We start from the raw sequence: 13,375 nt of genomic DNA on the forward strand, positions 1-13,375 counted from the left end.
CAAACGCTTACTTCCAAACAAGTCCGCTAAATTCAAACTCTTTTGCAAATTTTTTAAATTCCTCTTCTTCTTTTGTATTAACACTTAAAATCAATTCAACATTTTCTTGAAATTTTTTTTCATATGAAATGTTATTTTTATTTAAAAAATGCTCAAATCTTGCATAAAGATAAAAAGGAATGTTTAAACTTAAAATATTTTTAGCTTCAAATTCTAAAAGCATTGCATTTAAAATAGCTTCATTTGTAGCTTCACTATAAGCTCTTACAAGACCACCTGTACCAAGTTTAATCCCTCCAAAATAACGCACCACAATCACTGCGCAATTAATAAGCAAAGCCCCTCTTAAGACATTCAAACAAGGCATAGCAGAAGTTCCTTTTGGCTCACCATCATCGCTTTTATCTTCTATGATTTGATCAAATTCATTTAAATACCTATAAGCATATACAAAATGCACGGCTTTTAAATGCTCATTTCTTAGCTTTTGCATTAAAGTTTGAAAATCTTCAAAAGGACATAAAAAAGACAAAAAAGTTGATTTTTTGATTTCTATTTTTGCTTGATAAATTTGATCAATAGTTTTCATTTTTTCCTTAAATTAGTTATAATATTTAAATAAAATTATAATCAAAACAACTTATAAAAATTTAAGGATAAACTATGCTTCAAACTTGTATTTTTCCTGCAGCAGGTTATGGTACTAGATTTCTACCTGCTACAAAAACTCTACCTAAAGAAATGCTACCTATACTAACTAAGCCTTTAATTCATTATGGTGTAGATGAGGCTTTAGAAGCTGGTATGGAAACCATGGGCTTTGTTACAGGGCGTGGAAAAAGAGCTTTGGAGGATTATTTTGATATTTCTTATGAACTTGAACACCAAATCGCAGGTACTAAAAAAGAATATCTTTTAAGTGAAATAAGAACACTCATAGATCGCTGCACTTTTACTTTTACAAGGCAAAATGAAATGAAAGGCTTAGGAGATGCGGTTTTAAAAGCAAAGCCTTTAGTGCAAGATGAAGCTTTTGGAGTTATTTTAGCAGATGATTTATGTGTAAATGAAGATGGGGTAAATGTCTTAGCTCAAATGGTAAAAATTTATGAAAAATACCGCTGCTCTGTTATAGCTGTGATGGAAGTTGAAGCTGATCAAGTTTCAAACTATGGGGTTATAGCAGGAAATGCTGTGGAAGAGGATTTGATCATGGTAAATTCTATGGTAGAAAAACCTGATCCAAAAGATGCTCCAAGCAACTTAGCTATCATAGGAAGATACATTCTAACGCCTGATATTTTTGGTATTTTAGAAAATACTAAAGCAGGTAAAAACGGAGAAATTCAACTAACTGATGCATTACTTTCACAAGCAACTAATAATATGGTTTTAGCTTATAAATTTAAAGGAAAAAGGTTTGATTGTGGAAGCGTAGAAGGCTTTGTTGAGGCGACAAATTATTTTTATGAGAAAAGTAAAAATGCTAAATAATACTTTATTTTTTAAAACCCAAGATTTTAAAAAAATTACCGCTTATGCAAATAGAATGAATGATGAGTTAGAAAGTGGTGATATAGGGTATTATCACTTAGTAGATACAAGCTTTGATTTAATCAAAGAAAGTAAAGAATTTATCGCAGCTAAACCTCATATAGAAAATATCGTTTTAGTGGGCATGGGTGGATCAAGTTGTGGGGTTAAAGCTTTAAAAGAGCTTTTATTTGATCAAGTAGAAGAAAAAAAACTTTTCATCATAGATAATACTTCCTCACATACTTTTACCCAAACTATGCAAAAAATAAATCCCAAAAAAACACTTTTCATCATAGCAAGCAAATCAGGTACAACTATAGAAGTGATTTCTTTATTTAAACTCATCATTGCTCATTTTGATTTTAAAAATGAAAATTTACACAAAAATTTTGTGTTTATTACTGATTTTGAGTCAAAACTTCACAAACTAGGAGAAGAATTAAACATAAAATGCTTTTTTATACCTAAAAATGTCGGTGGTAGATTTAGTGTTTTATCTGCTATTGGTATTGTTCCTTTGAGCTTTTGTGGCTATGATACTAAAGCCTTATTAGAAGGTGCAAAAGCTTGTTATGTGGATTTTTTTGAGAAAAAATGTGATCAAATTTTGCAAAAGGCTTATCATTACTGCACACATAAAAGTGCACATATTAATGTGCTTTTTTCTTATGGGGATGCTTTTAAAGGTTTTAATGAATGGTATATTCAACTAATTGCTGAAAGTCTAGGTAAAAAACAAGGCTTTAAACGCATAGGTTTAACTCCTATTGCTTTAATTGGTGCTAGAGATCAGCATAGCTTTTTACAACTTATCATGGATGGACCCAAAGATAAAACTGTTACTTTTTTAAAAATCAAAGATAGTCAAAAATCTCCTAGTATCCCAAATATAAGCTTTAATCATTTACAAAATTGTGATTTTACTAATGAAGTTAATTTACATAATCTTTTAAACGCGCAATGCGATGCAACTATGCATGCATTAATTGCTGAAAATTTAAGTGTTGATGTAATAGAACTTGAGAAATTAGATGCTTATCACTGTGGGTATTTGATGTATTATTATGAGTTATTTACTTCTGCATGTGGCATTATGCTTGGAATTAACACTTATGATCAACCTGGCGTAGAGGTGGGAAAATTAATACTCAAAAATATATTAAGTAAATAAATTTGCTTTATTGTAAAAAAAGAGTATAATGAAAATATAATAATTATTAACATTAAAATTTATTAGATAATAATAATTATTATTTAAGAATTTTATGTTATAATTTTAAAAATAAAAAAAAGGAGATAACATGTCAGTAACAAAACAATTATTACAATTACAAGCAGATGCTCATCATTTATGGGTTAAATTTCATAATTATCATTGGAATGTAAAAGGTTTACAGTTTTTTTCAATTCATGAATATACAGAAAAAGCTTATGAAGAAATGGCAGAACTTTTTGATGATTGCGCTGAAAGAGTTTTACAACTTGGAGAAAAAGCTATTACTTGCCAAAAAGTTTTAATGGAAAATGCAAAAAGCCCAAAACTAGAAAATGGTAAAGATTGCTTTACTCCTGTAGAAGTTTTAGAATTTATTAGAGAAGATTATAAATATCTTTTAGCTGAATTTAAAAAATTAAATGAAGAAGCTGAAAAAGCAAGCGATACTACAACTGCAGCATTTGCTCAAGAAAATATCGCAAAATATGAAAAAGTTCTTTGGATGCTTAATTCAACTATCCAAAATACTTGCTCTATGTAAGAATTTATAATGTTTTTTGACTTACAAAGCTTTATTGCTTTAAGTCAAAAAACAAATTTAACTTCCCAAGAGAAACTACTCTTATAAAATTCCAAGTTCGCTTAAGTACTATTTTATAATTATAGTTTATAGCAACTCAATGTATTTTTAAACAAAAATATATCATTGAAAAATTATCATCACAAAATATTATTTAGATAAGTATTCAGTTCAAGCTTTTATGTAGGAATTTTCACTAAAAAAGCTAAATACTAAAAATCATTTTTACAATATCTATAGTTTAATTTAAAATCTACAACATGAGTTTTAAAATTCTTAACCCATAAGGGCTAAGAATTTAATGTAGATCTTCATTAAGTTTTACAGCTTTTTTGTTTAAAGCTGCTATCATCACTCCACTTTGAGAGTCTTGTCTAAAATGCAAGCCATTTAGCCCTGCTAATTCTAAACCTTTGTATATATCTTTGTCAAATTTAAAATCAGGATTGATTTTTTGAAGTTCTTCTTTATTTTTTAAAGCAAATTTAGTCCCTTCTAAAACAGCAATGCCTGCATCAACGATACAATTATCCCCTAAAGGAATTCCCGTAACCGAATTTGCACCCAAAAGACAAGCTTTACCAATGCTAATAGCATTACCACTTGTACCACTTAAAACACCAAGTATAGAAGCACCGCCTCCTACATCGCTACCTTCGCCCACAACAGCTGATGAACTAATACGCCCTTCTACCATACAAGCTCCAGTTGTACCTGCATTAAAATTCACATAAGCAGCCCCTGGCATTATAGTAGTACCTGCAGCTAAAACCGCCCCCATTCTTACTTTAGAACTTTCTAAAATTCTAGTATTATCCTCAGGAATAACATGAGCTAAAAATCTTGGAAATTTATCTACATAATCAATCCTTGGATACCTTCCACTCATTTTTAAATCAATCTCATTTTCTCTTAAAAAGTCCAAATCAATAGGCTTATTATCACTCCATGCAACATTTGGTAAAATCCCAAAAGCACCTGTTAAATTTAAACTCCTCAAAGGTACTTTTTTATTTGAAAGTAAGTAAAGTTTTAAATACACACTTTCTAAGCTTTTTGGTGCTTCATCTTCAAAAATACAAACAAAAGAAAAAGCATTTTCTCTAAAATTTTCCTTTGCTGCTTTGATTGCTTCTATATTTTTATGACCTTGCTCTTGTAAAAATGGCGCAAAGCATTCAAGTGCAAAGTCCAAATCCTCTTTAATCAAAGTAGCCACAAACTCACTTTCATTAAAATCAACATCAACCCCTCTTCTAAAAAAAGCTTCAAACATAACAGCTGCAGCAGCATAATTTTGCTCAAAATTAATCACACCAAAATTAGCTTGAAGTTTTTTATTAGGATCAACTTGACTTAGATCAAGTCTTGCTATAGCAAAAGCTTTAGGCTTTTTATAATTAATCCTTTGTTCGATTTGCTTGATTAAATTTAAAAATTCTTCTTTACTTTCTATTGGCATATTTTCCTCCTTATTGCGAGCACGCGCTTTTGCCATTCATTATAGGTTGAATAGCTGAATTATCTACTTTACCTTCTTGATTAACCTTTTCTATAAATTCCCAAATTTTTTCAGCAGCTTGTAAATATCTTTTTGAACTTACACTCTCAGGCATATAAAAACTTACAGGCTTACCGCTATCTCCACCTTCTCTTACACTCATTTCGATAGGAATTTGAGCTAAAACTTCACACTTATAAGCTTTTGCCATTTCTTCTGTGGTGCCTTTACCAAAGATATCATATTCTTTACCATTATCAGGACATAAAAAGCCACTCATATTTTCTATAATACCTGCAACAGGAATGTGCAATTTTTCAAACATATCTAGCGCTCTTTTGCTATCATCTAAAGACACTACTTGAGGAGTACTTACACACACACCCGCACTCACTGGTACGCTTTGAGCTAGGGTAATTTGCGCATCACCTGTTCCTGGAGGCATATCAAGCAATAATACATCAAGTTCAGGCCAAAGCACATCAGCTAAAAGTTGTTCAATCGCTTTCATGATCATAGAGCCACGCCACATTAAACCCTTGCCTTCTTCTATCAACACACCCATACTCATCATATAAACCCCATGAGATAAAATAGGACGAATTTTTTGACCTACAATTTCAGGTTTGCTTTTACTCTCACCTAGCATTCTTGGTATATTTGGTCCATAAATATCTGCGTCCAAAAGCCCTACCCTTTTACCCATTTTAGCCAAAGAAATCGCTAAATTTAAAGTTGTAGTACTTTTACCTACCCCACCTTTTCCACTTGAAATCATAAGAAAATTTTTAATTTGCGGAGCGATATTTTTACCACTTCTTGAATTGCTTTTTTCTTCAGGAATTTTTGGCTGTATGATTTCTAAATTAAGCTCTAAATTTAAATCTTTTAAAACATTTGCAATGTTTAGTCTAAGTTCTTGTGCAATTTGAGCATTAGCCGAAACGATTTCGACTACAATATGAGCTTGTTTTTCATTCAAATCAATCTTTTTTACAAAACCAAAACTTACTATATCTTTTTTAAATCCCGGATATATAACTTGTTTTAGTCTTTCTTCGATTTTTTCCTTCAATTTTTCTCCTTGTTGTTTAAAATGATTAATTCTACTAACTTAAATATAAATTTTGGCTTTTATGGTGTATAATATCGTAACATTAATAAAAAATTAAGGTGTAACAAATGTTAGATATTTCCTTGATTATGCTATCAGCAGGGGAGTCATCAAGATTTAATGCTCCAGTAAAAAAGCAGTTTTTAAGACTAGGTGAACATCCTTTATGGCTTTATGCAACTAAAAATTTAAGTTCTTTTTACCCTTTTAAACAAGTAATTGTTACTTCTGGTAATATTTCTTATATGAAAAGATTTGCACCTGAGTATCATTTTGTTAAAGGCGGTAATACAAGAGCACAATCATTACTTAATGCTTTAAATTTAGTACAAAGTGAATATGTTTTAGTTAGCGATGTTGCAAGGGTTTTGATCTCTAAAAACCTTTTTAATAATATTATAGAAAATTACGATAAAGCAGATTGTATTACACCTGTTTTAAAAGTAAGCGATACAGCAATTTATGCTCAAGAAGTTATCGACAGAGATAAAATAAAACTCATACAAACCCCTCAACTTTCGCGCACAAGTATGCTCAAAAAAGCTTTAGAGCAAAATGCAAATTTTACCGATGATAGCACAGCAATACAAGCTATTGGTGGTAAGATTTGGTATGTACAAGGTGATGAGTTAGCTAAAAAAATTACCTTTAAAGAAGATTTAAAAAGCTTAAATTTACCAAAACCATCTTGGGAAATTTTTAATGGAAATGGCTTTGATGTGCATGAATTTGGAGAGCAAAGAGCCTTACTTTTAGGCGGAGTAAAGGTACATGAAAATATGGGCTTGAAAGCTCATTCTGATGGAGATGTGCTAACTCATGCACTAATTGATGCGCTTTTAGGTGCAGCAGGACTTGGAGATATTGGAGAACTTTTTCCAGATAATGATATACAATATAAAAACGCAGATTCTATGCTTTTATTGCAAAATGCTTATACTTTGGTGCAAAATTATGGATTTGAGCTTGTGAACGCTGATATTACAATCATTGCACAAACGCCCAAGATGAAAGATTTTAAAGAAGATATTGCTTTTAATATAGCCAAAATATTAAAAGTAACACCAAATAAAATCAATATCAAAGCCACCACCACAGAGCATTTAGGTTTTGTAGGAAGAAAAGAAGGAATTGCTGTTTTAGTAAGTGCGAATTTAAAATATTTTGATTGGATGAAATTATGAAAGTTTTAATAGTAGAAAATGAATTTTATTTAGCCCAAAGCATAGGTTCAAAACTTAATTCTATAGGTTATGATTGTGATATTATTGCAAATGTTAATGAGCTTGCTCATCATGATTATGAAATCATTTTGCTTTCTACTAGTATGGCTAATTTTGAACATATTGTAGAAATTTTTAAGCATAAAATTATTATTTTACTCATATCTTATATAAGCTCAGATACAGTTTTAGCGCCACTAAAAGCCGGTGCGAGTGATTATATACAAAAGCCTTTTATGATAGAAGAATTAACGCGAAAAATCAAACATTTTCAAGAATTTAAGAAAATAAATATTTTAAATCATACTTATCAGTCTTATTTAAAACATAAATTTGAGACAGCTAAATTACCAACTTTTGATTATAAAAAATTCAAATTGCCTTTGATTTTAAAAACTAATAATCAAAATTTTGCAGATCATTTTGTATTTAACTATACCAATGAGCATAATGTCGCAAATATTTACATAGATCTTTCACATCAACAAAATTTAGATAAAATCTTTAAAGATAATTGTTTATACTATCTTGTAAATTTCCAAACTCTAAAATCATCAGACAAAGAAAAAGTGTTAAACCTTGCTTTAAAAAAAGCTGTTATTATACATACAAGTACAAATGTTGAACATAGTGATTTTCAAATTTTAGAACTGGGTGAGGATGAGAAAAACTTCGAAAGTAATGGAATTTTAACTATTGATGATTATGTTAAACATATTATCATTAGTTATCAAAATGTCTTTCCTGATACAGATTTGTCAAAAAAATTAGGAATTTCTAGAAAATCTTTATGGGAAAAAAGGAAAAAATATGGCATTACAAAGAAAAAATAGTATTACAATCTCAGAAGAAGAATACGAAGTTTTATGTTTTATCAAAGAAGGAGTTTTTGGTTCTTTTACAAAATTAATGAATCAAAAAGAAAGAGATGAAGTTATAGCCACAGGAATGATACATAAACAAAAAATTCCTTATACTCTTACCTTTGCACCTGCAAGTACAAAAGAAAATAATACTGCTTTAGAAAATGCAAAAGTTGGCGATAAAATAGACTTTATTTGCAATGATAAACCCATAGGACATATCATTTTAGAAAGCAAATTTGAAAATGATAAAAATAGCAATGATATTTTTAGACCTAATGCTTGCTTGATCCAAGATTTTGGAAAAATTTGTATAAGTGGCGAATTTGAAATTTATCACAATAATATCAAAGCCATTAAAGAAGATTTTGAAAAAATCAAAAAAAGATTAAATCCTTCTAATATCACAGCCATTGTTTCAAGTTTTGATCCTTTTCATAGAGCACATGAGAGAATTTTAAGATGGGCTATAGAACAATCTGATTTAGTGATTATTTTCCTTATAGAATCCTATGAAAACAACGGATTGAGCTTAAAACTCAAAAAGCGTTGTTTTGATGTTTTTGCGCAAAATTACTTACCATCTTCTAGGGTTTTACTTATACCTTTACATAATATCAAAATTTTTGCCTCGCATTTAAACCCTGTGCTTGAGTGTGCTTTGGCTAAAAGTTTTGATTGCAATAAACTTTTTGTAGGACAAAATCATGCAGGACTTGGGATGTATTTTAATCAAAACAGAACCTTTACCGTGCTTGATGATTTTGCAAAAGATTATAATATAGAAGTTACCATACTTCCTGAATTTGTATTTTGTGATGAATGTAAAATGGTAGTAAGTACCAAATCATGTCCCCATGGAGCTCATCATCATATGAAATACCATGGTGATTCTTTAAAAAATTTACTTAGACTTGGTATCATTCCACCAGCAGTTTTTATAAGAAGAGAAATTTCAGCTTTGATTTTATCTGAGCTTTTCCCAAATCGCTTTCATAATAAACAAAATATCTATAGTAATCTTTTCCCTACACATGGTATTTTAGAGTATCGAAGCGATAAAGAATTTTATGAGCAACTTATAAAACTTCATCAAATGTCATATATGGTGTAATCATGCAAAAATTATTTTTAACTTTTTTTTATTCAGGTAGTGTTAATAAAGCTCCAGGAACCTTTGGTACAATAGCAGCGCTAATCCCTGCTTTTTTTATTTTAAGGTATTTGGGTATAGGAACTTTGATCTTACTTGCAATTTTACTTTTTTTAATCTCTATAAAAATCATCGATCAATATGAAAAACAAACAGGCATACACGATGATAAGCATATTGTAATAGATGAAGTTGTTGGGGTATTTTTAGCCTTGGCAATTTGCGGACAGAGTGTTTTTACTTTTTTGCTTTCTTTTGTTTTATTTAGATTTTTTGATATCACAAAACCTTCTATCATAGGTAAAATTGACAAAAAAACAAAAGGTGGTTTGGGTGTAATGCTAGATGATGTTTTAGCAGGAATTTTTGCAGGATTATTTAGTGCAGTAATTTATGGAATTTTACTTAAATTTGATCTTTTATGGTTTGATATAAGCATTATGGAGATATTTTTAAACTAATAAAATACAATTGAAATATATCTTTTATTAAAAGATATATTTCTTATAAAAATTTTAGAATTTAGATATTAAACATTATCTTTAACCTGTAATTTCAATAGTAATCTGTATATCAAATATGCCACAAATAAATAAGCTAATATCTTTGGCAACAGATATACAAAGTATTCTAATGCTCCCACAAAAGAAAATCTATCCCAATCGGTTCCAAATCCATATTCGAGATAATAAGAAGGTCTATAATCATCTCTTCCTATAATCGCTTCTAAGTTGTAACCATCAGGATCATCACCAAAATAAAATATATTAGCCACACTTTGTATAAGATTTATAACACCACAAATAAAAGCACTATCAAATCCCATAGAATAGGTTCCTATATTTTCATCGGTAGTCATTCTATCTATTATATTATTCATAAGATTATCATAGCCTTGTATGGATTGTTGATACTTTTCTTGATACCTCTGTTCTTTAGCATCATAATTATTAGAACTAAAAACAACACTTATTAAAATGCATAATATTATAATTTTTTTCATTGACCAACTCCTAACATTAAATTTTCTTGATAACTAAATTGAGCAATAGAATTTTTTATTTCCATTAAGTTTTCTTGTGTTTCTTCTGTAAGAAATTTATAAATATCATCTTTAAAATTTTCCAAACAATTAAATCTAAAATTATTAAATTTCTTATCTTCTATATTTATTAGCGTAATACAAATTTCATTATTTTCAAGATATTTTATCTTCACTTCTTTTGTATTGATCGTGTCAAAAATTCTCTTTCTACCATTACTGATAATTTTCTTTATCATATTATTACCTCTTTAATTTATCCTATAGGATATATTTAAAAAAATTATATCTTTGTAAAGTTTAATTTCATATTAATCCTATAGGATAAAAAATGGAAGAGGACTTTAGCAATTCTAGCGAAGAAGAAATTTTAAATTTTTATAAAAAAGTATCATCAAATATAAGAAATTTTAGAGAGAAAAAAGGAATTTCTCAGCTTGAGTTAGCCTTAGATATAGGTATAAAATCCGTTGCATTTTATTCAAATTGTGAGTGCAATCGATATGGTAAACATTTTAATTTAGAGCACTTATATAAAATTTCTAAAAGTTTAGAAATTCCACTAAAAGATTTATTAGAATAAACACTACAACGCCAAAGGGGTGCAACCCTTTAGCTTTTTTATTTAATAAATCCGCTTGCAAGAACCAAATCTTTATCGTAAAATACTGCCATTTGCCCGCTAGCAAGTCCATAAACAGGCTCTTGTAAGATGATTTTTGCACTTTTATCTTCATTAATCAAAACTTTACATGGGGTCGATCTTGATCTATAGCGTATTTTTACTTCACAATCTAGCTCTTTAGCATCAACAAATAAATTAATATTATCAAGATTAAATTCACTTATCTTAAGTTCTTCTTTTTTACCTACTATGATTTCATTTTTTTTAGGATCAATTTTTAACACAAAATGTGGCTCATGAGCCCCGCGTACCTCAAAACCTCTTCTTTTACCTATGGTATAGTGCATATAACCTTCGTGTTTTCCTACTTCTTTACCACTACTATCTCTTACAATACCTGGAATTTTAGTATCCATAAACTGATCTAAAACTTGCACATAAGTATCTTCCACAAAACAAATTTCAGAACTTTCCTTTTGTGTTGCAAAAGATTTTAAAACATCAATTGTAGAAGCAAATTTTTTCACATCTTCTTTTCTCATCTCTCCAAGAGGGAAAATCAAATATTCCAAAGCCTCTTTCTCTGCATTTGCTAAAAAATAGCTTTGATCCTTACTCTCATCAACTGCAATTTTAATCAAACCATTTTCTATCCTTGCATAATGACCTGTGGCTAATTTCTCACAACCCAAACTCTTAGCAAATTCTAAAAGCTTGCCAAGCTTAATAAAGCGATTACACAAAGCACAAGGATTTGGCGTCTTTCCTTCTTTGTAGGTATTAACAAAAGGCATATAAACTTGATTTTTAAAATCTTCTTGTAAGTCTAAAATATGATATTTGATGTCTAAAAATTTAGCAACTTTTTCAACTTTTTGTATATTTTCTTCATGATAATTAGCTTTTCCATGAAGCTTCATATAACAACCTATAATCTCATGTCCTGCTTGCTTTAACTTATAAGCAGTTACAGTGCTATCTACACCCCCACTCATTGCAACAAGAATTTTCATCTTTTTCCTTTATCATTCTTATAATTTCATCTAAATCATCACTTATACTATACTTTAACTCATCATTTTTAGATATAGTTCCAAGTTCTAGTAAAGAAGTTTTGATAAATTCATCAAGAGGTTGCCAAAATTTTTGCCCAACTAAAATAATAGGAACATCTTTTTTAAAACTAAGTTGCTTAAGAGTAAGAATTTCAAAAAATTCATCTAATGTTCCAAAGCCGCCTGGGAAAATCACAAAAGCTAGACTCTTTTGGATAAGAGCCATTTTGCGAATGGCTAAGCTCTTAAAAGTGATATTATACTCTAAAAAGTCATTTGCTTTTTGCTCAAATGGTAAATGTATATTAAATCCAAAAGATTTCAAGTGCGAAGCTTGACTTTGCATAGCCCCGTAATTTGCAGCTTGCATAATACCACCGCCACCGCCACTGATGATGCTATAACCCTCATCAGCTAACTTTTGAGCTAATTTTGAAGTCAAAATACAATACTCATTGTCTTCTTTTAATCTTGCAGAACCAAAAAAAGTTATAGCATTTTTTAGGTTTGGCATGTTAGCAAATTTTTCTAAATCTTGGATTATTTTTTCATTCATTTTATAACCTTTAGTTAAAATAAATTCCATTCTAGCTAAATTTTTATAATAATCTTTTATGTAATTTTTAAATAATTTTCTTTTGCAAACTGCATTAAATTAGATTTTTTTAAATTTCTAAACTTTCAAATTCACACTTTTATATATTATACACACTTAATTATGAAAAGATTTTAGTAAATTCGTTATTATTTAAATCTTTACATCTATTTTAACACCAAAAAGAATTTTCAACTCATCGCTTATACTAAATTTACCTTCTAATAGTTTTTTTACAAGCTCGTTTCTTGTGCTATCATCTTTGTAAGTTTCTTTGTTTTTACTTTCTGCTTGTATAGGTTTAAAAGTTTCTTTGTTTTCTTGTATGCTAGTATCATTATTATCATTAAGTAACATTTTATCGCCCATAGCTATTTCAAATTCTTTTACAAACTCATCGTGTCTTTGTTTAAAATCAAGATATTTAGTTTTAAATTCCTCTAGAGTTAAATCTTCTTGCATAAGATTATTAAATTCTTTTCTAAAATTAGATGCTTTTTTAGTAATATCAGATCCAAGATTAAACATTTGAGAGTAAGAGGAAAAGTTCATCAATTTAATATCTTCATCTTTTATATCCCAACTATTATAATCTTTACCAAGATTTTTAAGTGAAGATTTTTCTATTTTATTTGGATCTTTTAAAGCATTTGACTTCATAAAGTTATTAAATTTTTTCATATCTTTTTTGCTAATACTTTTATCAAGTCCGAATATTTTAGAATTAAATTCAAATTTTTCCCGCGATAAATAGAATTTTCAGTCATTGTATTATTTGAAAATTTTTCATCTTCTTTCTTATTATTTAAATTTAAGATAGTGTGATGATGATTTAAATTGAAATTTATACCGTTTATCATTAACTTATCCTT

17 protein-coding genes are annotated in these 13,375 nt (G+C 29.0%); 8 read left to right on the top strand and 9 right to left on the bottom strand.

What is annotated here, in order from left to right:
• Positions 1 to 7: 7 nt before the first annotated feature.
• Complete coding sequence (locus L8W69_RS02150; RefSeq protein ID WP_263664781.1) at positions 8 to 589, bottom strand: IMPACT family protein; 582 nt, start codon at positions 587 to 589, stop codon at positions 8 to 10.
• Positions 590 to 663: 74 nt separating this feature from the next.
• On the opposite strand from L8W69_RS02150, the gene galU reads away from it, so the two are divergent.
• The 3 genes from galU to L8W69_RS02165 all read left to right on the top strand — a co-directional run bounded on the left by galU (position 664) and on the right by L8W69_RS02165 (position 3,293).
• A complete protein-coding gene (gene galU / locus L8W69_RS02155; protein ID WP_039667975.1) occupies positions 664 to 1,494 on the top strand; it encodes a UTP--glucose-1-phosphate uridylyltransferase GalU in 831 nt (276 codons plus the stop codon).
• Positions 1,484 to 2,707 carry a glucose-6-phosphate isomerase gene (locus L8W69_RS02160; RefSeq protein ID WP_263666343.1) on the top strand — a complete coding sequence of 408 codons (1,224 nt, stop codon included), beginning with the start codon at positions 1,484 to 1,486 and terminating at the stop codon, positions 2,705 to 2,707. The genes galU and L8W69_RS02160 overlap by 11 nt, the downstream gene beginning before the upstream one ends.
• Before the next feature lie 130 nt (positions 2,708 to 2,837).
• Positions 2,838 to 3,293 (top strand): Dps family protein, encoded by a 456-nt coding sequence (locus L8W69_RS02165; RefSeq protein WP_133319614.1) that lies wholly within the window; start codon positions 2,838 to 2,840, stop codon positions 3,291 to 3,293.
• Positions 3,294 to 3,630: 337 nt separating this feature from the next.
• Here L8W69_RS02165 and L8W69_RS02170 read toward each other — a convergent pair whose 3' ends face one another.
• Both L8W69_RS02170 and L8W69_RS02175 read right to left on the bottom strand, forming a co-directional pair.
• Positions 3,631 to 4,794, bottom strand: coding sequence for a tetrahydrodipicolinate N-succinyltransferase N-terminal domain-containing protein (locus L8W69_RS02170; RefSeq protein ID WP_133319615.1), 1,164 nt, complete (start codon positions 4,792 to 4,794; stop codon positions 3,631 to 3,633).
• A 10-nt stretch (positions 4,795 to 4,804) separates the two neighbouring features.
• Complete coding sequence (locus L8W69_RS02175; RefSeq protein WP_133319616.1) at positions 4,805 to 5,908, bottom strand: Mrp/NBP35 family ATP-binding protein; 1,104 nt, start codon at positions 5,906 to 5,908, stop codon at positions 4,805 to 4,807.
• 107 nt (positions 5,909 to 6,015) lie between these two features.
• On the opposite strand from L8W69_RS02175, the gene L8W69_RS02180 reads away from it, so the two are divergent.
• Genes L8W69_RS02180 through L8W69_RS02195 form a run of 4 tightly spaced genes read left to right on the top strand, consistent with a single transcriptional unit; the run spans position 6,016 to position 9,647 of the window.
• Positions 6,016 to 7,131, top strand: a complete 1,116-nt coding sequence (locus L8W69_RS02180; protein ID WP_220566788.1) for a bifunctional 2-C-methyl-D-erythritol 4-phosphate cytidylyltransferase/2-C-methyl-D-erythritol 2,4-cyclodiphosphate synthase — start codon at positions 6,016 to 6,018, stop codon at positions 7,129 to 7,131.
• Entirely contained in the window at positions 7,128 to 8,003 is an 876-nt protein-coding gene (locus L8W69_RS02185; protein ID WP_220566787.1) for a hypothetical protein, read from the top strand. The genes L8W69_RS02180 and L8W69_RS02185 overlap by 4 nt, the downstream gene beginning before the upstream one ends.
• Positions 7,981 to 9,147 (top strand): sulfate adenylyltransferase, encoded by a 1,167-nt coding sequence (locus L8W69_RS02190; protein WP_133319619.1) that lies wholly within the window; start codon positions 7,981 to 7,983, stop codon positions 9,145 to 9,147. The genes L8W69_RS02185 and L8W69_RS02190 overlap by 23 nt, the downstream gene beginning before the upstream one ends.
• Positions 9,148 to 9,149: 2 nt before the next feature.
• Positions 9,150 to 9,647, top strand: a complete 498-nt coding sequence (locus L8W69_RS02195; RefSeq protein ID WP_043019364.1) for a phosphatidylglycerophosphatase A — start codon at positions 9,150 to 9,152, stop codon at positions 9,645 to 9,647.
• A 68-nt stretch (positions 9,648 to 9,715) separates the two neighbouring features.
• Here the strand turns inward: L8W69_RS02195 and L8W69_RS02200 are convergent, their stop codons facing one another.
• Together L8W69_RS02200 and L8W69_RS02205 are read right to left on the bottom strand one after the other, a co-directional pair.
• Positions 9,716 to 10,066 carry a hypothetical protein gene (locus L8W69_RS02200; RefSeq protein ID WP_263666331.1) on the bottom strand — a complete coding sequence of 117 codons (351 nt, stop codon included), beginning with the start codon at positions 10,064 to 10,066 and terminating at the stop codon, positions 9,716 to 9,718.
• Positions 10,067 to 10,185: 119 nt separating this feature from the next.
• Positions 10,186 to 10,467: a hypothetical protein gene (locus L8W69_RS02205; RefSeq protein ID WP_263666332.1), complete on the bottom strand. Its 282-nt coding sequence runs from the start codon at positions 10,465 to 10,467 to the stop codon at positions 10,186 to 10,188.
• A 92-nt stretch (positions 10,468 to 10,559) separates the two neighbouring features.
• Here L8W69_RS02205 and L8W69_RS02210 point away from each other — a divergent pair, with 92 nt between their 5' ends.
• The gene (locus L8W69_RS02210; RefSeq protein ID WP_039640720.1) at positions 10,560 to 10,811 is read left to right on the top strand and encodes a helix-turn-helix domain-containing protein; all 252 of its coding nucleotides are present in this window, start codon (positions 10,560 to 10,562) and stop codon (positions 10,809 to 10,811) included.
• 38 nt (positions 10,812 to 10,849) lie between these two features.
• On the opposite strand, the gene mnmA is transcribed toward L8W69_RS02210, so the two are convergent.
• The 4 genes from mnmA to L8W69_RS02230 form a co-directional block, all read right to left on the bottom strand.
• Positions 10,850 to 11,866 carry a tRNA 2-thiouridine(34) synthase MnmA gene (gene mnmA, locus L8W69_RS02215; RefSeq protein ID WP_133319621.1) on the bottom strand — a complete coding sequence of 339 codons (1,017 nt, stop codon included), beginning with the start codon at positions 11,864 to 11,866 and terminating at the stop codon, positions 10,850 to 10,852.
• The gene (locus tag L8W69_RS02220) at positions 11,829 to 12,464 is read right to left on the bottom strand and encodes a TIGR00730 family Rossman fold protein (RefSeq protein WP_263666333.1); all 636 of its coding nucleotides are present in this window, start codon (positions 12,462 to 12,464) and stop codon (positions 11,829 to 11,831) included. Before L8W69_RS02220 ends, mnmA begins: the two co-directional genes overlap by 38 nt.
• Positions 12,465 to 12,656: 192 nt before the next feature.
• On the bottom strand, positions 12,657 to 13,184 hold the full coding sequence (locus tag L8W69_RS02225; protein ID WP_263666334.1) for a hypothetical protein: 528 nt from the start codon (positions 13,182 to 13,184) through the stop codon (positions 12,657 to 12,659).
• Complete coding sequence (locus tag L8W69_RS02230; protein ID WP_052823866.1) at positions 13,181 to 13,363, bottom strand: hypothetical protein; 183 nt, start codon at positions 13,361 to 13,363, stop codon at positions 13,181 to 13,183. The genes L8W69_RS02225 and L8W69_RS02230 overlap by 4 nt, the downstream gene beginning before the upstream one ends.
• Between the last annotated feature and the right edge of the window lie 12 nt (positions 13,364 to 13,375).

The sequence above is a fragment of the Campylobacter sp. CNRCH_2016_3089 genome, assembly GCF_025772505.1.
Classification (GTDB): domain Bacteria; phylum Campylobacterota; class Campylobacteria; order Campylobacterales; family Campylobacteraceae; genus Campylobacter_D; species Campylobacter_D lari_D.

What these genes read in the sequence shown, in the direction of transcription:
- L8W69_RS02150 (WP_263664781.1), bottom strand. Translation starts at nt 589, where the DNA reads ATGAAAACTATTGATCAAATTTATCAAGCAAAAATAGAAATCAAAAAA.
- galU (WP_039667975.1), top strand. Translation starts at nt 664, where the DNA reads ATGCTTCAAACTTGTATTTTTCCTGCAGCAGGTTATGGTACTAGATTT.
- L8W69_RS02160 (WP_263666343.1), top strand. Translation starts at nt 1,484, where the DNA reads ATGCTAAATAATACTTTATTTTTTAAAACCCAAGATTTTAAAAAAATT.
- L8W69_RS02165 (WP_133319614.1), top strand. Translation starts at nt 2,838, where the DNA reads ATGTCAGTAACAAAACAATTATTACAATTACAAGCAGATGCTCATCAT.
- L8W69_RS02170 (WP_133319615.1), bottom strand. Translation starts at nt 4,794, where the DNA reads ATGCCAATAGAAAGTAAAGAAGAATTTTTAAATTTAATCAAGCAAATC.
- L8W69_RS02180 (WP_220566788.1), top strand. Translation starts at nt 6,016, where the DNA reads ATGTTAGATATTTCCTTGATTATGCTATCAGCAGGGGAGTCATCAAGA.
- L8W69_RS02185 (WP_220566787.1), top strand. Translation starts at nt 7,128, where the DNA reads ATGAAAGTTTTAATAGTAGAAAATGAATTTTATTTAGCCCAAAGCATA.
- L8W69_RS02190 (WP_133319619.1), top strand. Translation starts at nt 7,981, where the DNA reads ATGGCATTACAAAGAAAAAATAGTATTACAATCTCAGAAGAAGAATAC.
- L8W69_RS02195 (WP_043019364.1), top strand. Translation starts at nt 9,150, where the DNA reads ATGCAAAAATTATTTTTAACTTTTTTTTATTCAGGTAGTGTTAATAAA.
- L8W69_RS02200 (WP_263666331.1), bottom strand. Translation starts at nt 10,066, where the DNA reads ATGAATAATATAATAGATAGAATGACTACCGATGAAAATATAGGAACC.
- L8W69_RS02205 (WP_263666332.1), bottom strand. Translation starts at nt 10,467, where the DNA reads ATGATAAAGAAAATTATCAGTAATGGTAGAAAGAGAATTTTTGACACG.
- L8W69_RS02210 (WP_039640720.1), top strand. Translation starts at nt 10,560, where the DNA reads ATGGAAGAGGACTTTAGCAATTCTAGCGAAGAAGAAATTTTAAATTTT.
- mnmA (WP_133319621.1), bottom strand. Translation starts at nt 11,866, where the DNA reads ATGAAAATTCTTGTTGCAATGAGTGGGGGTGTAGATAGCACTGTAACT.
- L8W69_RS02220 (WP_263666333.1), bottom strand. Translation starts at nt 12,464, where the DNA reads ATGAATGAAAAAATAATCCAAGATTTAGAAAAATTTGCTAACATGCCA.
- L8W69_RS02225 (WP_263666334.1), bottom strand. Translation starts at nt 13,184, where the DNA reads ATGAAAAAATTTAATAACTTTATGAAGTCAAATGCTTTAAAAGATCCA.
- L8W69_RS02230 (WP_052823866.1), bottom strand. Translation starts at nt 13,363, where the DNA reads ATGATAAACGGTATAAATTTCAATTTAAATCATCATCACACTATCTTA.